At 69.9% G+C, this 21461-nt stretch carries 20 protein-coding genes and 1 rRNA gene; 12 read left to right on the top strand and 9 right to left on the bottom strand.

What is annotated here, in order from left to right:
- Window positions 1-113 precede the first annotated feature (113 nt).
- Window positions 114-230: ribosomal RNA gene (rrf, locus tag DC434_RS19570) — 5S ribosomal RNA — on the top strand.
- A 55-nt stretch (window positions 231-285) separates the two neighbouring features.
- On the opposite strand, the gene DC434_RS19565 is transcribed toward rrf, so the two are convergent.
- Window positions 286-696 carry a hypothetical protein gene (locus DC434_RS19565; protein WP_116636994.1) on the bottom strand — a complete coding sequence of 137 codons (411 nt, stop codon included), beginning with the start codon at window positions 694-696 and terminating at the stop codon, window positions 286-288.
- 118 nt (window positions 697-814) lie between these two features.
- Between DC434_RS19565 and DC434_RS19560 the strand changes: the two genes are divergently transcribed.
- Window positions 815-2425, top strand: a complete 1611-nt coding sequence (locus tag DC434_RS19560) for a helix-turn-helix transcriptional regulator (RefSeq protein ID WP_116636993.1) — start codon at window positions 815-817, stop codon at window positions 2423-2425.
- A gap of 24 nt (window positions 2426-2449) precedes the next feature.
- Here the strand turns inward: DC434_RS19560 and DC434_RS19555 are convergent, their stop codons facing one another.
- Window positions 2450-3235 (bottom strand): IclR family transcriptional regulator, encoded by a 786-nt coding sequence (locus DC434_RS19555; protein ID WP_243409026.1) that lies wholly within the window; start codon window positions 3233-3235, stop codon window positions 2450-2452.
- A 52-nt stretch (window positions 3236-3287) separates the two neighbouring features.
- Between DC434_RS19555 and hutH the strand changes: the two genes are divergently transcribed.
- The 4 genes from hutH to DC434_RS19535 are packed head-to-tail and all read left to right on the top strand — an operon-like array spanning window position 3288 to window position 8601.
- Complete coding sequence (gene hutH, locus DC434_RS19550) at window positions 3288-4829, top strand: histidine ammonia-lyase (RefSeq protein ID WP_116636991.1); 1542 nt, start codon at window positions 3288-3290, stop codon at window positions 4827-4829.
- Window positions 4822-6495 carry a urocanate hydratase gene (gene hutU, locus DC434_RS19545; RefSeq protein ID WP_116636990.1) on the top strand — a complete coding sequence of 558 codons (1674 nt, stop codon included), beginning with the start codon at window positions 4822-4824 and terminating at the stop codon, window positions 6493-6495. The genes hutH and hutU overlap by 8 nt, the downstream gene beginning before the upstream one ends.
- On the top strand, window positions 6492-7715 hold the full coding sequence (gene hutI / locus DC434_RS19540; protein WP_116636989.1) for an imidazolonepropionase: 1224 nt from the start codon (window positions 6492-6494) through the stop codon (window positions 7713-7715). The genes hutU and hutI overlap by 4 nt, the downstream gene beginning before the upstream one ends.
- Window positions 7696-8601 carry an arginase family protein gene (locus DC434_RS19535; RefSeq protein ID WP_116636988.1) on the top strand — a complete coding sequence of 302 codons (906 nt, stop codon included), beginning with the start codon at window positions 7696-7698 and terminating at the stop codon, window positions 8599-8601. The genes hutI and DC434_RS19535 overlap by 20 nt, the downstream gene beginning before the upstream one ends.
- Here the strand turns inward: DC434_RS19535 and DC434_RS19530 are convergent.
- Together DC434_RS19530 and DC434_RS19525 are read right to left on the bottom strand one after the other, a co-directional pair.
- On the bottom strand, window positions 8588-9262 hold the full coding sequence (locus DC434_RS19530; RefSeq protein ID WP_116636987.1) for a hypothetical protein: 675 nt from the start codon (window positions 9260-9262) through the stop codon (window positions 8588-8590). The genes DC434_RS19535 and DC434_RS19530 overlap by 14 nt on opposite strands.
- Window positions 9263-9343: 81 nt before the next feature.
- Window positions 9344-10621: a DUF445 domain-containing protein gene (locus DC434_RS19525; protein WP_116636986.1), complete on the bottom strand. Its 1278-nt coding sequence runs from the start codon at window positions 10619-10621 to the stop codon at window positions 9344-9346.
- Window positions 10622-10657: 36 nt separating this feature from the next.
- Here DC434_RS19525 and DC434_RS19520 point away from each other — a divergent pair, with 36 nt between their 5' ends.
- Window positions 10658-10930 (top strand): metal-sensitive transcriptional regulator, encoded by a 273-nt coding sequence (locus tag DC434_RS19520; protein WP_056517673.1) that lies wholly within the window; start codon window positions 10658-10660, stop codon window positions 10928-10930.
- 27 nt (window positions 10931-10957) lie between these two features.
- On the opposite strand, the gene DC434_RS19515 is transcribed toward DC434_RS19520, so the two are convergent.
- Window positions 10958-12505 carry an amino acid permease gene (locus DC434_RS19515; RefSeq protein WP_116636985.1) on the bottom strand — a complete coding sequence of 516 codons (1548 nt, stop codon included), beginning with the start codon at window positions 12503-12505 and terminating at the stop codon, window positions 10958-10960.
- 157 nt (window positions 12506-12662) lie between these two features.
- Between DC434_RS19515 and DC434_RS19510 the strand changes: the two genes are divergently transcribed.
- From DC434_RS19510 to DC434_RS19490, 5 genes are read left to right on the top strand one after another with little or no spacing between them, the layout of a single operon-like run.
- A complete protein-coding gene (locus tag DC434_RS19510) occupies window positions 12663-14018 on the top strand; it encodes a glutamine synthetase family protein (protein WP_116636984.1) in 1356 nt (451 codons plus the stop codon).
- Window positions 13999-14751 carry a gamma-glutamyl-gamma-aminobutyrate hydrolase family protein gene (locus DC434_RS19505; RefSeq protein ID WP_165808136.1) on the top strand — a complete coding sequence of 251 codons (753 nt, stop codon included), beginning with the start codon at window positions 13999-14001 and terminating at the stop codon, window positions 14749-14751. The genes DC434_RS19510 and DC434_RS19505 overlap by 20 nt, the downstream gene beginning before the upstream one ends.
- Window positions 14748-16109, top strand: coding sequence for an aldehyde dehydrogenase family protein (locus DC434_RS19500; RefSeq protein WP_116636983.1), 1362 nt, complete (start codon window positions 14748-14750; stop codon window positions 16107-16109). Before DC434_RS19505 ends, DC434_RS19500 begins: the two co-directional genes overlap by 4 nt.
- Before the next feature lie 39 nt (window positions 16110-16148).
- A complete protein-coding gene (locus tag DC434_RS19495; protein ID WP_116636982.1) occupies window positions 16149-16928 on the top strand; it encodes a 3-oxoacyl-ACP reductase in 780 nt (259 codons plus the stop codon).
- Entirely contained in the window at window positions 16925-17647 is a 723-nt protein-coding gene (locus DC434_RS19490; protein WP_116636981.1) for a GntR family transcriptional regulator, read from the top strand. The genes DC434_RS19495 and DC434_RS19490 overlap by 4 nt, the downstream gene beginning before the upstream one ends.
- 28 nt (window positions 17648-17675) lie before the next feature.
- On the opposite strand, the gene DC434_RS19485 is transcribed toward DC434_RS19490, so the two are convergent.
- From DC434_RS19485 to DC434_RS19470, 4 genes are all read right to left on the bottom strand, one after another.
- Window positions 17676-18575, bottom strand: coding sequence for a hypothetical protein (locus tag DC434_RS19485; RefSeq protein WP_116636980.1), 900 nt, complete (start codon window positions 18573-18575; stop codon window positions 17676-17678).
- A 30-nt stretch (window positions 18576-18605) separates the two neighbouring features.
- Complete coding sequence (locus DC434_RS19480; protein WP_116636979.1) at window positions 18606-19511, bottom strand: hypothetical protein; 906 nt, start codon at window positions 19509-19511, stop codon at window positions 18606-18608.
- An 84-nt stretch (window positions 19512-19595) separates the two neighbouring features.
- Complete coding sequence (locus tag DC434_RS19475; protein ID WP_116636978.1) at window positions 19596-20990, bottom strand: aspartate aminotransferase family protein; 1395 nt, start codon at window positions 20988-20990, stop codon at window positions 19596-19598.
- On the bottom strand, window positions 20987-21454 hold the full coding sequence (locus DC434_RS19470) for an Lrp/AsnC family transcriptional regulator (RefSeq protein WP_116636977.1): 468 nt from the start codon (window positions 21452-21454) through the stop codon (window positions 20987-20989). The genes DC434_RS19475 and DC434_RS19470 overlap by 4 nt, the downstream gene beginning before the upstream one ends.
- Window positions 21455-21461: the final 7 nt, after the last annotated feature.

Genomic DNA, 21461 nt, shown 5'->3' with positions numbered 1-21461 from the left:
ATAACACACCGTTTGTTGGTGCTACGCGTCCACTGAGTGGTTCTCGATGTACGGTCGAGAACCGCATAACAACAATGACTTTGTTATGTGTTTGATTGAAACATCAATAGTGTTTCGGCGGCCATAGCGTGAGGGAAACGCCCGGTTACATTCCGAACCCGGAAGCTAAGCCTCACAGCGCCGATGGTACTGCAGGGGGGACCCTGTGGGAGAGTAGGACACCGCCGGACTTCTTTTAGACAAGAAAGCCACCCAATGCTGGGTGGCTTTCTTGCGTTAACGCGATCATTCGAACTGCTCCCATTCCGGGCAGCCGTCCGTGTGGAACGTGACGTACTCCGGGACGTCGGTCAGGAATGCGTACGCGCCCTGGTTCTCGACGACGATCCCGCCGCTCTCGTCCTGGATGCTCCACGTGCAGCCGTCCGGGACCGGTGCAGGTTCCCCGTGCATCTGGAATCCGCCGTACGGGATGTCGCCTCCGATCGTGTACACGCCCGTCCCCGCGACGGTGACGCCGGCACTGTCCTCGGCTGCGGCGTCGTCTTCAGCGGCCGGTGCCTGCTCCGCGGACGATGACTCGTCCGCATCGTCGGGTGCTGTCGGTTCCGGCGTCCCGACTCCGCACGCCGACAGCGCGAGCGCGGTCAAGACGACGATGCCACCGGCGATGGATCTCCTTCGTGTCGTGTGCATGACGACTCCCTCCTCAGCCCGACTCCCGGGCTCTCCCGTTCTCATGGTGCTCGTCATGCGCTGCTGCGGGCCATGGGGGAATCGAGCTATTCACCCGGCCGGGGGATACCATGACGCCATGTCTCGCGCTGCCCGTCTCGACGCGCTTCTTCGGCAGCTCGTCGTCGTCGATGCAGTGCCTCCTGAGCTGTACCGCGTCACGGCGGGCTCGTCGGACGTCGCCTTCGACAGCGCGCTCGCGGCACTCGCTGCAGTGTGGGCGGGGCAGTTCGGCATCGCCGCTCCGTTGGCGACGGCGGCTCGTCGTGCTGCAGACGACCCCGACACCGTGGTCTTCGCTGAGAGCGTGTGCGGACTCGCCCGGGCAGGGACGCCCATGTCGGCTCCGCCCGAAGAGTTCGCGTCCGCCGCGCGGGCCTCCGCGGGCATCGCGAGCGAGCTCCGCCTGCCCCTCTGCGCTCTTCTCGCCGAAGCGGCTCTCGCGGAGGCGCGCCTCGATATCGCGGAAGGGCTTCTCTCGGTCGTCCCTCCCCGCACGGCGCTGTTCGGTCGACGGGATCACCCGTTCCTGACCGTCATCCGCTGCTTCGTGGCGAGGGTGCGGCTGTTCAGCGGCGATGTGAGCGGCGCCGCCGACGAGGCGGCGCAGGCGTGCGCGGGTGCCGGGACGGAGGCGGAGCGGATCTTCGCGACCGCGACCGCGGCGGTCATCGACGGGAGTGCAGGACGGCGCCAGGAGGCACGGGCGGCGGTGAGCGGCATCCTCGCACGGGACATCGCGCCGGTGAACGCGTTGATGAGCGGGGCGTTCCTGCTCGCGAGCTACGCGGCGATCGTCGGCGACGACGTGCGGACCTCCGCCGCCGCCGTGCTGCGGGCATCCGTGGATCCGTCCTTCGGACAGGTGCGGATCGTCGACCGCGCGATCTGCCTCGAGATCCTGACCAGGGCCGCCGTCGACGCGGGCGACCTCGACGCTGCTCGCTCCTGGCAGCTGCGCGCTGCTCCGCTCGCGGAACACCCGAGCGCGAGCTCGACGGTCGAGCGGATCGCGAGCCGGGTGTCGCTCCTCGCCGGCGATGCCGAGCGTGCGCTCGAGGAGGCCATGCGATCGGTCGCTCTCGCTGAGAGCGCGCGGCGCGCATTGGAGGCAGCAGAGGGTGAGATTCTCGCGGCCCGCGCCAGGATCTCCCTGCGCGAACGAGGAGCGGCCGCACGGCGACTGGCGGATGTCGTGACCGATGCGGATGCGCACGGCTTCGGCGCCGTGCGCAGGTCGGCGTCCCGCGAGCTCCGGTCGGTGGGCAGGCGCCTCCCTCCGGACACGCGCCGCGGGTGGGAGGGGCTGTCCGCCCGTGAACAGGGCATCGCGCTGCTCATCTCCGAGGGGCGCAGCAACGCGCAGATCGCGTCGTCCGAGTTCCTGTCCGAGCACACGGTGCGCATCCATGTCTCGCGGGTGCTCCATGCCTTCGGGGTCCCGACGCGGGTGGGTGTGGCGTCGGCGTTGGGAGCAGCCTCCGCGGCTGCCGGACCCGAGCCGCTGACGGTGCGCCAGCAGCAGATCGTCGCCCTCATCACGAGCGGTGCGACGAACCGCTCGATCGCGGAGCGGCTCGAGGTGAGCGAGTCGACGGTCGAGAAGCATGTGAGTGCGGTGATGCGACGGTGGGAGGTGACATCGCGTTCGGGTATCGCCCGCCGGGCGGCCGGGCAGCACCCCGTCTGAGCGCGGCGGGCCTGATCCCGCTCATCACCTCAGCCGGGATTCCAGGACGGATGCCGTGGCCGTCACGGCATCCGCCAGCGCGCGCTCGTCCCGCTCCTCGCCGGCCCAGGTGACCGCGACGGCGGCCACCGGCCATCCGGCCTGATCGCGCACCGCGACGCCCACCGACCGCAGGCCCTCCGCCACTTCACTGTCCTCCGTCGCGTAGCCGCGCGAGCGGACCTCCCGGAGCAGCTCGCGCAGCTCTGCGGGACGACGAGGCCCGAGTCCGGTGCGGTCGGGGAAAGCGGAGGCGCTCGGGTAGAGCGCGCGCACCTGCTCGCGGGGGAGCACGGCGAGCATCGCCCGCCCGCTGGCCGTGAGATGTGCGGGGAGACGTACGCCGACGTCGGTGATCAGCGCCGGCCGCCGCGGCGCGCGCTCCTCGACGATGTACAGCACGTCGCCTCCGCTCATCACCGCGAGGTGCGCGCTCTCACCCAGACGATCGGACAGCGCGGCGACCAGGGGGCGTCCGAGGCGGGCGAGCGGCTGCTGTCGTGTGTAGCCTCCGGCCAGCTCGAAGGCGGAGGTGCCGAGGCCCCACCGATGCTCCTCCTGGAAGTGCAGCACGAAACCGTGGGTCGAGAGCGTGGTGAGCAGGTGATACACGGTCGATCGGGGGAGCGACAGCTCACGGGCGATCGCGGAGGCGGCGACCGGCGCCGGGCGACCCGCCAGATAGCTCAGGATCCGCAGGGTGTTCTCGGCCGCCGGCACCTGAGGTGCGCCGCTCCCTGAGGCTTGCGAACTGTCTGGGATCACAGACACAGCATGTCATGATCCGCTGTCGCCGTCGACGCTGCGGGTGTGGAATCGGAACATGAGTGATCTCGCCCCTGTTCTCGTCGGTGCCCGGCCGCTGACGCCCGCCGAAGTGGTCGCCGTCGCCCGGCACGGCGCGCCCGTCACGCTCGATCCCGCGGCCCTCGAGCGCGTCGCCGAGACGCGCCGGGTCATCGACGGACTCGCCGCCGACCCCGACCCCCACTACGGCGTCTCCACCGGATTCGGTGCCCTGGCGACCACGTTCATCGCGCCCGACCGGCGACTGCAGCTGCAGGCCAGCCTGATCCGCTCGCACGCGGCGGGCACCGGCACCGAGGTCGAACGCGAGGTCACGCGCGGTCTTCAGCTGCTGCGCCTGCAGACACTGGCGTCGGGTCGCACGGGGGTGCGTCCCGTCGTCGTCGAGACCTACGCGGGTCTGCTCAACGCCGGGATCACCCCGGTCGTGCGCGAGTACGGCTCCCTCGGATGCTCCGGCGACCTCGCCCCACTCGCGCACATCGCGCTCGCAGCGATGGGAGAGGGACAGGTCCGCACGGCGGACGGTCAACTCGTCGACGCCGCCGCGGCGCTGACCGCGGCCGGCCTCGAGCCGCTGACCCTCGTGGAGAAGGAGGGGCTCGCCCTCATCAACGGCACCGACGGCATGCTCGGGATGCTCCTGCTCGCGCTGCACGACCTCGAGACGCTGCTCCTGACCGCCGACATGGCGGCGGCGATGTCGGTCGAATCGCAGCTCGGCACCGATGCGGTGTTCGCGGCCGACCTCATGGCCCTGCGCCCGCAGACGGGGCAGGCCGTGTCGGCGGGCCACCTGCGGTCGTTCCTCGGCGACTCGCCCATCGTGCACAGCCACAAGGGCCCGGAGGACGGACGGGTCCAGGACGCCTACTCGCTGCGCTGCTCGCCGCAGGTGCACGGTGCCGCCCGCGACACGATGGGCTACGCGTCGACCATCGCCGAGCGCGAGCTCGCCAGCGTGATCGACAACCCCGTCATCACCGTCGACGGCCGCATCGAGTCCAACGGCAACTTCCACGGAGCGCCGGTCGCCGCGGTTCTGGACTTCCTCGCCATCTCGGTCGCCGACGTCGCCTCGGTCTCCGAGCGCCGCACCGATCGAGCGCTCGACCCCGCCCGCAGCCACGGGCTGCCGCCCTTCCTCGCCGACGAGGTCGGTGTCGACTCCGGCCTCATGATCGCGCAGTACGCGGCCGCGGGCATCGTGTCCGAGCTCAAGCGCCTGGCGGTGCCGGCATCCGTCGACTCGATCCCGTCGTCGGCGATGCAGGAAGACCACGTCTCGATGGGGTGGGCCGCTGCCCGCAAACTCCGTCGTGCGATCGACGGGCTCGGGCGCGTGCTCGCGATCGAGATCCTCACCGGCGCTCGTGCGCTCGACCTGCGAGCCCCTCTGCAGGCCGGACCCGCCACCGGCGCCGTCCGCGACCTCGTCCGCACCGTGGCCGCAGGCCCCGGCCCCGATCGCTTCCTCTCGCCCGAGATGGAGGCCGTCACCGAACTCGTCCAGTCGGGCGCCGTCGCCCGTATCGCAAAGGAGCACTCCCATGGCTGACACTTCGACCGGCTCAGCGTCCGAGCCGCGCGTCGTCCGCGCCGCCCGCGGCAACCAGCGCACCGCCAAGAGCTGGGGCGCCGAGGCCGCCAAGCGCATGCTCATGAACAACCTCGACCCCGAGGTCGCCGAGCACCCCGAGGACCTGGTCGTGTACGGCGGCACGGGCAAGGCCGCCCGCAGCTGGGAGGCGTACGACGCGATCGTGCGCACGCTCGACGAGCTGGAGCCGGATGAGACGCTGCTCGTGCAGTCGGGCAAGCCGGTCGGGGTGTTCCGCACCCACGAATGGGCGCCGCGCGTGCTGATCGCCAACTCGAACCTCGTGGGCGACTGGGCGAACTGGCCCGAGTTCCGTCGGCTCGAAGAGCTCGGACTGATCATGTACGGGCAGATGACCGCGGGGTCGTGGATCTACATCGGAACCCAGGGCATCCTGCAGGGCACCTATGAGACCTTCGCCGCCGTCGCCCGCTCGCTGGGTCGCGATTCTCTGCGCGGCACCCTCACCCTCACCGGTGGCGCCGGGGGCATGGGCGGTGCGCAGCCTCTGGCCGTCACCCTGAACGACGGCGTCGTCCTGATCGTCGATGTCGACGAGACGCGTCTCGCCCGTCGGGTGGAGCACGGTTACCTCGACGAGTACACGACCGATCTCGACGCCGCCGTGGCGAGGGTCACCGCGGCCAAGGAATCCGGAGAGCCTCTCTCGGTCGGTGTCGTCGGCAATGCAGCGGAGGTCTTCCCCGAGCTGCTGCGCCGCGGGGTGCCGATCGACATCGTGACCGACCAGACCAGCGCGCACGACCCGCTCGCCTACCTTCCGGTGGGCATCTCGGTCGCGGAGTGGAAGGCCGAGGCAGAGCGCGACGCGGAGGACTTCACCCGGCGCTCACGCGAGTCGATGGCGCAGCACGTCGCGGCGATGGTCGCGTTCCAGGATGCCGGGGCCGCGGTGTTCGACTACGGCAACTCGATCAGGGCCGAGGCACAGCTGGGCGGGTTCGACCGCGCCTTCGAGTTCCCCGGATTCGTGCCGGCCTACATCCGTCCCCAGTTCGAAGAGGGGCGCGGCCCCTTCCGCTGGGCAGCGCTCTCCGGCGACCCGGAGGACATCTACAAGACCGACCGGGCGATCGCGGAGCTCTTCCCCGACGACAAGCCTCTGCACCGCTGGCTCGAGAAGGCGGGGGAGAAGGTCCACTTCGAAGGGCTGCCTGCACGCATCTGCTGGCTCGGGTACAAGGAGCGGCACCTCGCGGGCCTCAAGTTCAACGAGATGGTGGCATCCGGCGAGCTGTCGGCACCCATCGTGATCGGCCGCGATCACCTCGACTCGGGTTCGGTCGCCTCGCCGTATCGGGAGACCGAGGCGATGAAGGACGGTTCGGACGCGATCGCCGACTGGCCGCTGCTGAACGCACTGCTCAACACGGCATCCGGTGCCTCATGGGTGTCGCTGCACCACGGCGGCGGCGTCGGCATCGGCCGCTCGATCCACGCCGGTCAGGTCTCGGTCGCCGACGGCTCGGCGCTCGCCGCGGAGAAGCTCGAGCGCGTGCTGACCAACGACCCCGGTACCGGAGTCATGCGACACGTGGATGCCGGGTACGAGCACGCCCGCGACGTGGCCCGCGAGCGCGGGCTGAAAGTGCCGATGCTGTGAGCACCGTCCTGATCACGAACATCGGTGAGCTGACGACCAACGTCGGCGTCGACGGCGACCCCTGCGGGACCCTTCATGACGCGGCGGTGCTCGTCGAGGACGGACGCATTTCCTGGGTGGGGGCGGCGACGGATGCCGACCGTACGATCGCAGGCGAGGTCGTCGACGGGGGCGGTCGCGCCGTGATCCCGGGCTTCGTCGACAGCCACAGCCATCTCGTCTTCGGCGGCGACCGGGCCGCGGAGTTCGAGGCGCGGATGGCGGGGCAGAAGTATGCCGCGGGCGGCATCCGCTCCACCGTCGCCGCCACCCGCGCGGCGAGCGACGACGAGCTGCGCGCGCGGCTGCGCGGATTCCTCGATGAGATGCTCGCACAGGGCACCACGACCGTCGAGATCAAGAGCGGGTACGGCCTGAGCGTCGCGGACGAGGAGCGGCTCGTGCGCCTGGCCGCCGAGGTGACGCCGGAGGTGACGTTCCTCGGTGCGCACGTGGCACCGGCCGAGTATGCCGACCGGGCCGACGACTACGTCGACCTCGTGGTCGGACCGATGCTCGACGCATGCGCTCCGCACGCCAGGTGGATCGACGTGTTCTGCGAGACCGGTGCCTTCACTGTGCCGCAGTCGCGGCGTGTGCTCGAGGCGGGGATCGCCCGAGGGCTCGCACCCCGCGTGCACGCGAGCCAGCTGGGCCCGGGGGAGGGCGTGCGTCTCGCGGTCGAGCTGGGCGCGGCATCCGTCGATCACGGCACGTACCTGACCGATGACGATGTCGCCGCGCTCGCCGCATCCGACACCGTGCTGACGCTGCTGCCCGGGGTCGAGTTCTCGACCCGGCAGCCGTACCCGGATGCGCGTCGTCTCATCGACGCCGGCGTGACGGTGGCGCTGGCCTGCGACACGAATCCCGGATCGAGCTTCACCTCATCGATGCCGTTCTGCATCGCGATCGCCGTGCGCGACATGGGTATGACGCCCGCGGAGGCCGTCTGGGCGGCGACCGCCGGCGGGGCACGCGCGCTCCGTCGCGACGACGTCGGGATCATCGCGCCCGGGGCCCGCGCGGATCTCGTGCTGCTGAAGGCACCCACGCGTATCCACCTGGCGTACCGGCCGGGAGTCCCGCTCGTCGATCAGGTGTGGAAGGACGGCGCCGCCGTCCTCACCGCGCAGGAATCCGGAAGGGGAACGGAAGACCATGGCTCTCTCGCACGATGACCTCTGGCCGCGGGCGGGCTCGTGGCCCGCGTTCGCCGCAGGGGATGACGCGGATGCCGTGCTGCTCGGCGTCCCCACCTGGCGCACGTCGCTGTCGCCGACGGGCGCACATGCCACGCCCGCCGCGGTCCGTGAAGCGCTGACCCGCTACAGCGCCACGCTCATGGGTCCGCCGGCCATCGATCTCGGTGCGGCGCTGCGCGTTCTCGACGCCGGTGACGTGCGCGAGCCGGACGGCGACGCCGGCATCGCCGAAACCGTCGCTCAGGTGCGTCGTGTCTCCGACGCCGCCCGACTCGTGATCGCGCTCGGCGGCGACAACGCGCTGACGTACCCGGTCGCGCGAGGCGCCAGGGCCACCGGTCTCATCACGATCGATGCGCACTTCGATCTGCGCGACGGGGTCTCGAACGGATCGCCCGTGCGGCGACTCGTGGAGGATGCCCCGGAGGGGGAGCGCATCGACCCGGCGCGGATCGTCCAGATCGGCATCGCGGACTTCGCGAACTCCGCGGCCTACGCGGCGCGCGCTGCCGAGTGGGGCATCCGCGTGATCACCCTCGACGAGGTTCGGCACCGGGGCATCGACGACGTCGTCGCCGAGGCGACGAGCATCGCGGGAGCCGGTGCCGCAGCCCGCATCCATCTCGATGTCGACGTCGACGCCGCCGATCGGGCCGCAGCGCCCGGGTGCCCGGCGAGTATCCCTGGCGGGTTCGCCGCGTGGGAGCTGCGCGTCCTCGTCCGCTCGATCGTCGCGGACCCGCGCGTGGTCAGTGCGGACATCGCCGAGGTGGACGCGACCGCCGACACCGACGACATGCGCACGGTCCGACTGGCCGCGCTCTGCGTGCTCGAGATGCTCGCCGCCCTCACCACTCGCTGACCGGTGCCGCAGCGCCGACGCCACGGACGACTGCCGCGGCGAGCAGCCCCGCGGCGGGGACGAGGATGATGCTCAGGCCCGGTTGCAGAACGGTCGCGACGATCAGCAGGACTGTCGCGCCGATCCCCAGAATCCACGAACGCGGCCCGGTCGGCTGGAGACTCAGCATCCCGACCGCGAGGCCGATCGCGCTGACGACGGCCGCAGGTCCGATCGCTCCGACCCAGTACTCGGCGCCCGTCAGTGGTGCGTACTGATCCTGCACCTGCGTCGACGACCCGTACCAGGTCAACCCGAGGATCCATGCAGTGGACAGGGCGGCGAGAACCACGAGCGCCAGTCGTGTCTGTCGATCACGCCGGACGAGCAGAGCGATGAGGGAGCCGACGAGCACGACAGCGAGCCACCCCGTGCCGAGGATGCCCGCGGTGGCGAGGTACCCGATCTCGTCGGCGCATATCCAGGTGCCCGCTGCCTCGGAACCCGGGGGCTGCATCTCGCAGTTGTGGTGCAACTCCTCCCGCACGAGCTCCAGGGCCGAGCTCGCGAGGACGAAGGCGATGACCCCGCTGACCAGCACGGACAGCGCTGCAAGGACTCGGACCCCGAAGCCCGCACCCGATCGCCTGCGACGGGAACTGGTGGATGCATCGTCGGCCATAGATGAGGACCCTAGCAACTGCAGCTGATCCGACTGCATCTGATCCGCTGCTCGTCGTAGACGTGCTCAGAGATCGGGACCTCAGACTCCGGGGATCAGGGCGTGCGCGATCGTGAAGATCGCGAGACCGGCGAGGGCGCCGACGAACGTGCCGTTCAAGCGGATGTACTGCAGGTCGCGGCCCACCATGAGCTCGATCTTCTCGGTGGTCTCGGCGGGATCCCAGCGCTCGACCGTGTCGGTGATGATCGAGGCGATGTCATGCCGGTAGCGGTCGACGAGGAAGACGGCGGCATCCGACACCCAGGTGTCGACGCGGTGCTGCAGCGCGGCATCCGTCGTCAGGCGCTCGCCCACCTCCTGGAGGGCGCGCACGGCGCGCCGACGCAGCCCGCTCTCCGGATCCGCGAGGGCGGTGAGCAGGCCGTTCTTCGCGGTGTTCCATGCCTCGGCCGCGAGGGCGCCCACCCGCGGGCTGTCGAACAGCGACGCCTTCGCGTTCTCGAGCTTCGCCCGGGTCTCGGGATCGTTCTGCAGGTTGTCGGCCAGTCGGGAGAGATACCCGTCGATCGCGATCCGCGCCGGATGCCGCGGGTCGGCCTGCACGGCATGCACGAACTTGATGGCCTCGTTGTAGACGGTGTCGTCGACGAATCGGTGCGCGAGCTTGGGCACCCAACCGGGCAGGCGGCGGGAGACGAGGCCGGAGAACGACTCGGCGTTCGCTTCGAGCCATCGTCCGATGTTGTCCACCGCGAGGTCGACGGCGCCGTGGTGCGCATCGGCGGCGACGATCTTCTCCAGCCAGACGCCCGCGGGCGGTCCCCACTCCGGTTCGACGAGGTGCTCGCGGGCGAGGTCGGTGATGAGGTCGCGGACGTCGTCGTCGCTGAGCGCGTTGAGCACGGCCGTGGCGATCGTGGCGCCTTCAGCGCCCACGCGCTCGGCGTGCGGTCCCTCCTTCAGCCACTCTCCCGCACGCAGTGCGATCGCGGTGCTCGACAGCTTCGTGCGCACGACGCCGGCTTCGAGGAAGTTGGTCTCCACGAACTCGCCGAGCGTGCGCCCGATCTCGTCCTTGCGGCTCGGGATGATCGCGGTGTGCGGGATCGGGAGCCCGAGCGGCCGCCGGAACAGGGCGGTCACGGCGAACCAGTCCGCCAGGGCGCCGACCATTCCGCCCTCGGCGGCGGCGCGCACGTACGCGAGCCAGCCCCATCGCTCCTGGAAGGCGAAGGCGAAGACGAACGCGACCGCCATGAACACCAGCGCGCCGAGGGCCACGGCCTTCATGCGACGGAGGGCGCGCAACCGCTCCTGGTCGGCGGGCGAGAGCTGCGCCATCGGTGTTCGCGGCATGACGCCATCCTTTCACGCGGAGAGTACCCTCGAGACGTGATCGAAGACATCAAGAAGCGCGCTCTGCACCGCACCAGCATCCTCGAGGGTCAGATGCGCGGCGTCGCGCGGATGATCGAGAACGAGGAGTACTGCATGGACATCATCACGCAGTCCCGTGCGATCCAGCGCTCACTCGAGTCGCTGAACCGTTTGCTGCTCGAGAATCACCTGCGCACGCACGTCACGCACATGTTCGACGAGGGGGGAGAGGAGCGCGACAAGGCGGTCGCCGAGCTTCTCAAGGCGTTCGACTTCGACCGCAAGTAGGGTCGGGCCCGACGCGCTCCTCTGCGGTCACCGCTTCCCGTCGAAGATCTCGCCCTCCATCGCGTCGTAGCCCTCGGCCTGCGGGTCTCCGTGCGAACCGCCCGAGAGCGCGTACTCCTCTTCCGGGGAGAGCACGAGGCGGTGCCGGAAGAACAGGCCGAATCCGAGCAGGATGATCGCGTAGACGATCGCGATCGCGATGATGGCCGGACCGAACGTCGGGTTCAGCAGGAAGCCCACGAAGATGAGCGCGGCGATCACGAGCGCGATCACGGCGCCCGGGATGCCCCAGGGGCTCACATACGGGCGGTCGACGTTCGGGAACTTCTTGCGCAGGATGATGAACGACACGAGCTGGAGCCCATAGGCCACGACCGCGCCCCAGACGGCGATGTTCAGCACGATCGCGCCGGCGACGGTCCCTGCACCCTCCGAGTCGACCGCCGTGAGCACATCGAGCACGATCAGAGCGACGAAGCCGATCGCGGCCCCCACGGTGAGGGCCACCCACGGGGTCTGACGCTTCCCGGTGAGGGAGAGGAACCGCGGGTAGTAGCCGGCGCGGGACAGCGAGTACATGTTGCGGCCGTAGGCGAACATGATGCCCTGCAGCGACGCGAGCAGACCGATCAGGGCGAACAGCGCCAGCACCGCGGCGAGCTGGTCGCCGACGATCGCGCGGAAGCCGTCGAGGAGCGGCTCGCCGGCGGTGCCGGTGGCCTCGGCACCGATCACTCCGGTGTTGAGGAACAGCACCAGGAGGCCGGTCACGATGAGGGTGCCCCGGGCCCAGAATCCGGCCTTCGGGATGTCGCGGGTCGGGTTGTGCGACTCCTCGGCGGCCAGCGGCAGCTCCTCGATCCCCAGGAAGAACCACATCGCGAAGGGCAGGGCGAACAGGATCGGCAGCACGCCGTGCGGGAGGAAGGTCGACTGTCCCTCGTCGGGGACGATGTCCCACAGCGCGTCCCAGCTGAAGGCGCCGGAGAAGATCGCCATCACGGAGAACACGAGGATGATGCCGATCGAGATCACCGAGACGACGATCGCGAAGCGGAAGGAGATCGCGGCGCCCGCGGAGTTCAGCGCGATGAAGACGACGTAGAGGATGAGGTACCAGACCCACCCCGGCAGCTCGAGACCGAGCAGCTCGCTCGTGATGCCGTTCGCATACGATGCCGAGAAGTAGACGATCACCGCCGTGGTGGCGACGTACTCGATCGTCTCGGCGGCGCCGGTGACCAGACCTCCCCAGGGGCCCATGGCCGATCGGGCGAACGAGTAGGCCCCGCCCGTGTGGGGCATGGCCGCCGCCATCTCGCCGATCGCGAAGATCATGCCGTAGTACATGGCGACGAGGATCGCGAAGGCGATCAGCATGCCACCGAAGCCCGCGAAGTCGATGCCGAAGTTCCAACCGGAGAAGTCGCCGGAGATGACGGCGGCGACGGCGAGACCCCAGAGTCCCCAGACGCCGGCCGATCTCTTCAGGGTCCGTTTCTCGAAGTAGTCACTCCCGGCACGTGTATAGGTCGCCCCAGCGACCTTGCGGGATTCATTGCTCTGCTCAGACATCCGCTCTCCGTTCGCATGCACACAGGCGCCGGGTGCACCTTGCGGATGATTGTGGCAGTCAATGGTGGTTTCGTCTACCTTTAGACGTCGAGGTGATCTACTCTGAGGGCGAAGCCGGTCGGTCGATCGCCTTCACCACGACGACGGGAGCGAGAAGATGTCGGGAAACCTGAGCATCGAGCAGCTGGATGCCGGCATCGCCGCCGGCGAGATCGACACGGTGATCGTGGCCTTCGCCGACGCGCAGGGACGACTGGTCGGCAAGCGGGTCTCCGCGCGGCTGTTCCAGGAGGACATCCTGCATCACGGCGCCGAGGCCTGCGACTACCTGCTGTCGGTCGATGTCGACATGAACACGGTCGACGGCTACGCGATGTCGGGCTGGAACCGCGGATACGGCGACATGGTGCTGCGCCCCGATGTCGTCACGCTCCGTCGGATGCCGTGGCTCGAGGGCACGGTCCTGATCATGGCCGATCTGGTCTGGCAGAACGGCGAGCCGGTGGGGCCGTCGCCGCGCGCGATCCTCGATCGGCAGCGTGATCGCCTGGCCGAACGGGGATGGACCGCCTTCTCGGGAACCGAGCTCGAGTTCATCGTGTTCGAGAACACCTACCGCGACGCCTGGGCGCGCAAGTACGAGGGACTGACGCCGGCGACCGACTACAACGTCGACTACAACCTGCAGGCCTCGACCCGGATGGAGCCGCTGCTGCGGGACATCCGCAACGGCATGGACGGCGCGGGCATGTACTGCGAGGGCGTCAAGGGCGAGTGCAACCTCGGCCAGCAGGAGATCGCATTCCGCTACGCCGAAGTGCGCGAGACCGCCGACCAGCACGTGATCTACAAGAACGGTGCGAAGGAGATCGCCGCGCAGCACGGGCAGGCGCTCACCTTCATGGCGAAGTTCAACGAGCGCGAGGGCAACAGCTGCCATATCCACCTCTCGCTGCGTGCGGATGACGGCACGCCGGTGATGGCCGGCGACGGAGCGCACGGGTTCAGCCCGGTCATGGAGCACTGGATCGCCGGCATCCTGGCGACGCTCCGCGAGTTCACGCTGCTCTACGCGCCGAACATCAACTCCTACAAGCGCTTCGCCAAGGGCAGCTTCGCGCCGACCGGCGTCGCCTGGGGCATCGACAACCGCACCTGCGCGCTGCGCGTGATCGGCAGCGGTTCCGGGCTCCGGGTCGAGAACCGGGTGCCCGGCGGCGATGTGAACCCGTACATGGGCATCTCGGCGATCATCGCCGGCGGCCTGTACGGCATCGAGAACGAGTTGCCGCTGCCGGAGCGCTTCGAGGGCAACGCCTACGAGGCCGGCGTCGACCACCTCCCGACGACTCTCCGCGAGGCGGCGCAGCTGTTCAGCGAGTCGACCATCGCGAGGGCGGCGTTCGGCGACGACGTCGTGGACCACTACCTGAACCAGGCGCGCATCGAGCTCGAGGCCTACGACGCCGCCGTCACCGACTGGGAGCGCATCCGTGGTTTCGAGCGGCTCTGAACCGGCACCGCTGATCGGTGTCACGACCTATCTGGAGCGGGCGCAGCAGGGGGTGTGGGATGTGCGGGCCGCGTTCCTCCCCGAGCAGTACCTGACCGGGGTGACCGCATCGGGCGGCATCGCGCTGCTGCTGCCCCCGCAGGATCCGGAGACGGCGGAAGCGGCCATCGCCGGAATGGACGGAATCATCCTCTCGGGCGGGGCCGACGTCGCCCCCGAGCTCTACGACGAGGAGCGGCATCCGCTCACCGATCCCGCCCGCACCGACCGCGACGCCTGGGAGCTCGCCCTGTTCCGCGCGGCGGAGCGGCGGCGCATCCCGGTGCTCGCGATCTGCCGGGGTCTGCAGCTCGTGAACGTCGCCCGCGGCGGCACCCTCCAGCAGCATCTGCCCGAGACTCTCGGAACCGAGCGCTACCGTCTGGGCGGCGGCGTCTTCGCCGAGAACGACATCGAGGTGTCGGACGACACGGCGCTCGCCGGGGTCCTCGGTGCGGGCGGGCTGCGGGTGCACAGCTATCACCACCAGGGCATCGATCGGCTCGGAGACGGACTGACCGCAGCCGCGCGCTCCGACGACGGACTCGTGCAGGCGTTCGTCGACACCTCGGCCGGCCATGTCGTCGGCATCCAATGGCATCCGGAGGAGAACGCCGAGGACCGGCGTCTCTTCGCCGATCTCGTCTCACAGGCTCGCGCGTTCGCCGCGCGACGGAAGGAAGAATCGCGATGAGTGCGTTCACCGTCATCAATCCGTCGACCGGCGCGGCGATCCGCGACGTCGCCCGCGCCGACATCGGAGAGACGGATGCCGCGATCGCCCGCGCCGTCGTCGCGCAGCGCCGGTGGGCGGCGCTGGCACCGGTCGCCCGCGCGGACGCGCTCCGGGCGTTCGCCCGCGCGGTCGAGGGTGCCGTCGAAGAGCTCGCCCAGCTCGAGGTCCTCAACTCCGGGCATCCGATCGGCTCCGCCCGCTGGGAGGCGGGGCACGTCGCCCAGGTGCTCAACTACTACTCGGCCGACCCGGAGCGCCTGTCCGGTCGGCAGATCCCGGTGGCCGGCGGGCTCGACGTGACCTTCCACGACCCCTACGGCGTGGTCGGCGTCATCGTGCCGTGGAACTTCCCCATGACGATCGCGTCGTGGGCGTTCGCGCCGGCGCTCGCCGCCGGCAACGCGGTGGTGCTGAAGCCGGCCGAGCTGACCCCGCTCACGGCGATCCGCCTCGGCGAGCTCGCGCTCGAGGCAGGGCTCCCCGATGGACTGTTCGAGGTCGTGACCGGCTTGGGTTCGGTGGTGGGCCAGCGACTGGTCGAGCATCCCGACGTGCGCAAGGTGGTCTTCACCGGGTCGACCGAGGTCGGCATCGAGGTGGCGGCGGGCTGTGCGCGTGCGCTCAAGCCGGTGACGCTCGAGCTCGGCGGCAAGAGCGCGAACATCGTCTTCGCCGACGCCGATCTCGAGCGGGCGGCGGCCGCGGTGCCCGGCTCGGTGTTCGACAACGCCGGCCAGGACTGCTGCGCGCGCAGCAGGCTGCTCGTGCAGCGCTCGGTCTTCGACCGCTTCCTCGAACTGCTCGAGCCGGCCGTCGCGGCCTGGCGCGTGGGAGACCCCGGCAGCTCCGACACTGACATGGGCCCGCTCATCTCGGCCGGGCACCGCGACACCGTCTCCTCCTTCCTCGACGGCGCCGACATCGCGTTTCGCGGTACCGCGCCCGAGGGGGACGGGTTCTGGTTCGCCCCGGCCGTCGTGCTCGCCGACCCCTCCGACCGCATCGCCCAACAGGAGGTCTTCGGCCCCGTCGTCGCGGTGATGCCGTTCGAGGACGAGGCCGACGCGATCCGCCTGGCGAACGACACGGTGTACGGGCTCGCAGGCTCCGTATGGACCGAGAGCCTCGGACGCGGTGTGCGCGTGGCGCGAGGCGTGCGCAGCGGTGTGCTGTCGGTGAACTCGCACTCCTCGGTGCGCTACGCGACGCCGTTCGGCGGCATGAAGGCCTCCGGCCTCGGGCGTGAGCTCGGTCCGGACGCCGCCGAGCACTTCACCGAGACCAAGAACGTCTTCTTCGCGACCGATGAACCCTGATCGCGTCGCACCCCACACCCCACAGAGCGGAGAACCCACATGAGCATCGATCTGACCCAGCGCCTGAAGGACCGCGTCGCCATCATCACCGGTGGTGCGAGCGGCATCGGGTTCGCCACCGCCGAGCGCTTCGCGGCAGAGGGAGCCTTCGTCGTCATCGCCGACGTCGACCCGGCGACGGGCGAGGAGGCTGCGGCGAAGGTGGGCGGGGTGTTCCGCCCTGTCGACGTCGCCGACGAGGCCAAGGTGAACGCGCTGTTCGACGGAGTGGCTGCGGAGTTCGGCCGCATCGACATCGCCTTCAACAACGCCGGCATCTCACCGGCCGACGACGACTCGATCGAGACGACGGAGCTGCCGGCGTGGGACCGGGTGCAGGATGTGAATCTCAAGAGCGTGTACCTGTGCAGCCGTGCGGCGCTGCGGCACATGGTGCCGGCGGGACGCGGCTCGATCATCAACACGGCGTCGTTCGTCGCGCTGCTGGGCTCGGCGACCTCGCAGATCAGCTACACCGCGTCTAAGGGCGGCGTGCTCGCGATGTCGCGCGAGCTGGGCGTGCAGTTCGCCCGGCAGGGGGTGCGCGTGAACGCGCTGTGCCCCGGACCGGTGAACACGCCGCTGCTGCAGGAGCTGTTCGCCAAGGACCCGGAGCGCGCGCAGCGACGGCTCGTGCACGTGCCGATGGGGCGCTTCGCGGAACCGTCGGAACTGGCGGCGGCCGTGGCCTTCCTCGCCTCGGACGACTCGTCGTTCATCACCGCGAGCGCTTTCGTCGTGGACGGCGGGATCACGAACGCCTACGTCACCCCGCTGTGAACGACCACGACGGCGACCTCGTCGAGGTGCGGAGAGCGGTCTATCGGCCGCTGCGGCGCGGCAACGCCCTGGAGGACGCGGTCGCCCGTCTCGTGCAGACGATCCGTCTCGGCGTGGTCGCCCCGGGGGAGTCCCTGCCCCCGGAGCGGGAGCTCGCGGCATCCTTCGGCGTGAGTCGCGACACCGTGCGCGAGGCCATCCGCGAACTGGCCGACACCGGCTATCTCCTTCCCCGTCGAGGACGGTACGGAGGGACCTTCGTCGCGGATCCGCTGCCGCACCCGTCGGTCCCCGGCGCCGTGGCACCGGAGAAGATCGACGATGTCCTCGGCCTGCGGCGCGTGCTCGAGACCGGTGCCGCCCGCGCGGCCGCGAGCCGGTCCCTCGACGCCGCGACCCGTGCGGATCTGTGGGCGCGGCATGAGGCGGCGCTGCCGGCGGGACCGGACGAGTATCGACGCCTCGACACCCTGCTGCATCTCGCGATCGCGGAGGCCGCGGGCATCCCCTCACTCGTCGCGCTCGTGGCCGAGAACCGCGCCGACGTCAACGCCTGGCTCGACACGTTCCCGCTGATGCCGCGGAACATCCAGCACTCGGGTGAGCAGCACGAGAGCATCGTCTCCGCGATCCTCGCCGGACGAGCGGATGCCGCGGAGGCGGCGATGCGCGATCATCTCGCCGGCTCCGAGGCGTTGCTGCGCGGCTTCCTGACGTGACGGTCACCCGGCCGCTCGGATCGCCGGATCAGCGGTCGTCGTATCCCCAGCGGATGCCGAGCGCGCCAGGACCGAAGTCCCGACGCGTCTGATGCACCGAGGTCTGCGGCCGGAGCGGGCGGTAGACCGTGCCGTCCGTCGACTCGGTCCGCTCGAGCTCGTCGAGCCAGTCCGGGACGGCGTCCTCATGGAATCGCGTCCACAGGACGAGGTCGCGGATGGGGCGCACGACGAAGGCGCCGGTCTCCGGCTGCGAGGTGTACTCCTCATGCCCTTCCATCGTGACCTCGATCATCGTCGTCGCGCCGAGCGTGAGCGGCTGGTCGAGCTTCAGGACGTAGGCGTACACGTGCTCGCTGACGTGCAGGTGATCGCGGACCATCCGCGCCCCTCGCACTGTCATCTCCGGGCGGTCGATGACGTCCTCCGCCGACAGCAGGGTGTACGTCACGTGGTCGACGGTCGCGGGGATGACGGACTGGATCAGGGTCTGGGCGGCACGGCGGCGCAGGTAGCCGTCGGCGGACACATCCGCGATCACATGCGTCGAGAGCTCACGGGTGATGTCGAGCGGCGGCGCATCGAGGAGCTCGAGCGTCTCGGACAGCGCCCGGGTGATCTGCTCCTCCGTGAACGGGTTGCGGGGTTCGTGCAGCGCTCCCAGGCGCACGCGCTCCGGCACCAGGCCGCCGAGAGCCCCCGATGGCAGGCCGAGTAGCCGCTCGATGTCCTCGACGGCGGCGAGCGAGGCTGCTCCCTCGGGCGCGCGCTCCCCGGAGCGCCAGTAACTGAGGGTCGTGAGCGAGACGGGGTTGGCGCGGGCGACGAGTCGGCGCTGGAGCGACGAGAGCGAGATGCCGCTCGCGGTGAGCGCTGCTCCGAACGCCCTGCTGAACGAGTCGCGTCCGTCGGGAACCTCAGCTGCCATCCCACCCTCCTCTCCCCGACGATAGTCCCGTCAGCGGTCGAACCCCCATCGGATGCCGAGGATGCCGGGCCCGAAATCCCGGCGTGACTGGTGGATGGAGTCGCGCGGAGACAGCGTCCGCGACACCAGGCCGTCGGTCGCGGGCGTGCGCTCGAACTCCGTCGTCCAGTCGGGGACGGCATCCGGATGGAAGCATGTCCAGACGACGAGGTCACGGATCGGACGCATCACGAAGGCGGCCGTCTCGTCCTCGGCCGGGAGCTCTCCCGCGGGCGGCGGCGGGACAGCCATCCCGATCTCGAGCATCGTCGTCGCGCCCATCACCAGCGGTCGATCCAGGCGGAGCACGCAGGCGTAGACATGCTCGCTCTCGTGCAGGTGCTCGCGCACCAGGGTCGCTCCCCGGAGCGTGCACTCGGGCCGGCGGACGACCCTCTCGACGGACATCAGGGCGTAGGTCATCTCGTGGACGAACGGTGCGACGGCCTGCACGAGGACCTGCGCCGTGCGATCGCGGAGCAGTCCGTTCTCGTCGACGGTCGACACCACGTGCGCGGACAGCGACCTCGTCGCCTCGATCGGCGGTGCATCGAGCAGCCTCAGGGTCTCGGCCGCCGCATCGCGGACCTGGGATTCGGTGAACGGGTTCTGCGCGGGCGCGAGCGACCCGAGTCGTGCGCGCGTGCTCACGAGGTCGAGCAGAGCGCCCGGCTCCAGCCCGAGCAGGCGCTCGACGTCCTCCAGCGCGGTCAGCGACCGCAGGCCCTCGGGGTGCCGTTCTCCCGACCGCCAGTAGCTGAGGGTCGCGACCGAGATGGGGTTCGCCCGGTCCTTGAGCCGTCTGTGCAGCCAGGACAGCGAGACCCCTCGCGCCGTGATCGCCCCCGAGAAGGCCTGAGCGAAGGCCGTCCGATTCTCTTCCCCCGTGTCGAGCATGATGTCTCCCGGGCGCCACCGTAGCGCCGGAGAGAGGGGCGGTATCCGCGCGACCCGATATGCTGCATCACCGCGCTCCGGCGGTCAGAGCACCGCCTGAGCGCGCGTCAGGACGTCGCGGAGGATCTGCTCGATCTCCCGGAACTCCGCCGGGCCCGTGGTGAGCGGGGGAGCGAGCTGGATGACGGGATCGCCCCGGTCGTCGGCGCGGCAGTAGAGCCCGGCCGCGAACAGGGCGGGGGAGAGGAATCCTCGCAGCAGCCGCTCGGATTCCGCATCGTCGAAGGTCTCCTTGGTGCTCTTGTCCTTCACGAGCTCGATTCCGAAGAAGTACCCGTCGCCGCGCACGTCGCCCACGAGGGGCAGATCGCTCAGCTTCTCGAGCTCGGCGCGGAACAGCGGAGAGTTCTCCCGCACGCGGGCGTTGAGTCCCTCCTCGTCGAAGATCGCGAGGTTCTCCAGCGCCACCGCCGCCGACACGGGATGGCCGCCGAACGTGTAGCCGTGGGGGAACGACACGTCTCCGTGCGAGAAGGGCTCGTAGATGCGGTCGCTGACGATCGTGGCGCCGATGGGGGAGTAGCCGCTGGTCATCCCCTTCGCGCAGGTGATCATGTCGGGCACGTAGCCGAGGCCCGTGCAGGCGAACGTGTGGCCGAGCCGGCCGAAGGCGCAGATGACCTCGTCCGAGACGAGCAGCACATCGTGACGGTCGCAGATCTCGCGCACGCGGGCGAAGTAGCCGGGAGGAGGCGGGAAGCACCCGCCGGAGTTCTGCACAGGCTCGAGGAACACCGCGGCCACCGTGTCTGCACCCTCGAAGAGGATCATCTCCTCGATGCGGTCGGCCGCCCAGCGTCCGAACGCCTCGAGGTCGTCGGCGGGCGCGCCCATCTCGGCCGCGCGGTAGAAGTTGGTGTTCGGCACGCGGAAGCCCCCGGGCGCGACCGGCTCGAACATGGCCTTCATCGCCGGGATCCCGGTGATCGCGAGCGCGCCGTGCGGCGTCCCGTGGTAGGCGACCGATCGCGAGATCACCTTGTGCTTGGTGGGCCTGCCCTGCAGCTTCCAGTAGTGCTTGGCCAGCTTCAGCGCGGTCTCCACGGCCTCGCCGCCGCCGGTCGAGAAGAAGACCCTGTTCAGATCTCCCGGAGCCTCGTCCGCGAGCCGGTCGGCCAGTTCGATCGCGGCGGGATGGGCGTAGGACCACAGCGGGAAGAACGACAGCTCGGCGGCCTGGGCGGCGGCCGCCTCGGCCAGGCGGCGCCTGCCGTGTCCGGCGTTCACCACGAACAGTCCGGAGAGGCCGTCGAAGTACTCCTTGCCCGAGGAATCCCAGATCCGGTGCCCGTCGCCCTTGACGATGATCGGCACGCCCGACTCGGCCATCGTGGACTGCCGGGTGAAGTGCATCCAGAGATGATCCTTCGCCATCTTCTGCAGCGCGGATTCCGACGGGGTCGTGCGGGTCGTGCTCATCTGGTCCCCCAGTTGTAGAGCTGCTTCTGCAGCTTGGCGTAGATGAAGGTCTCGGTCGACACCACGCCCTCGATCGGACGGATGACGTCGTTGATGAGGGCCAGCAGCTGATCGTCGTCCTCGCAGACCACCTCGGCGAGCACGTCGAACGCTCCGACGGTGATCACCACGTAGTCGATCGCCTCGACCCGGGCGATCGCCTCCGCGACGACCCGCGTGTCGCCGGAGACGCGGATGCCGATCATGGCCTGACGGTGGAAGCCGAGCTGCATCGGATCGGTCACCGCGACGATCTGCATCACGCCCGATTCGGTCAGCCGCTGCACCCGCTGACGCACGGCGGCCTCGCTCAGGCCGACCACGCGGCCGATGTCGGAGTAGGAGCGGCGTCCGTCCTCTTGGAGCAGCTCGATGATCGTCTTGGACACCGCGTCGAGCGATGAGTGCTTCTTCACCGAACTCATGGTGCGA

The organism is Microbacterium sp. TPD7012 (genome assembly GCF_003075395.1).
Lineage (GTDB): Bacteria > Actinomycetota > Actinomycetes > Actinomycetales > Microbacteriaceae > Microbacterium.
This window is presented reverse-complemented; position numbering and strand designations above follow the sequence as displayed.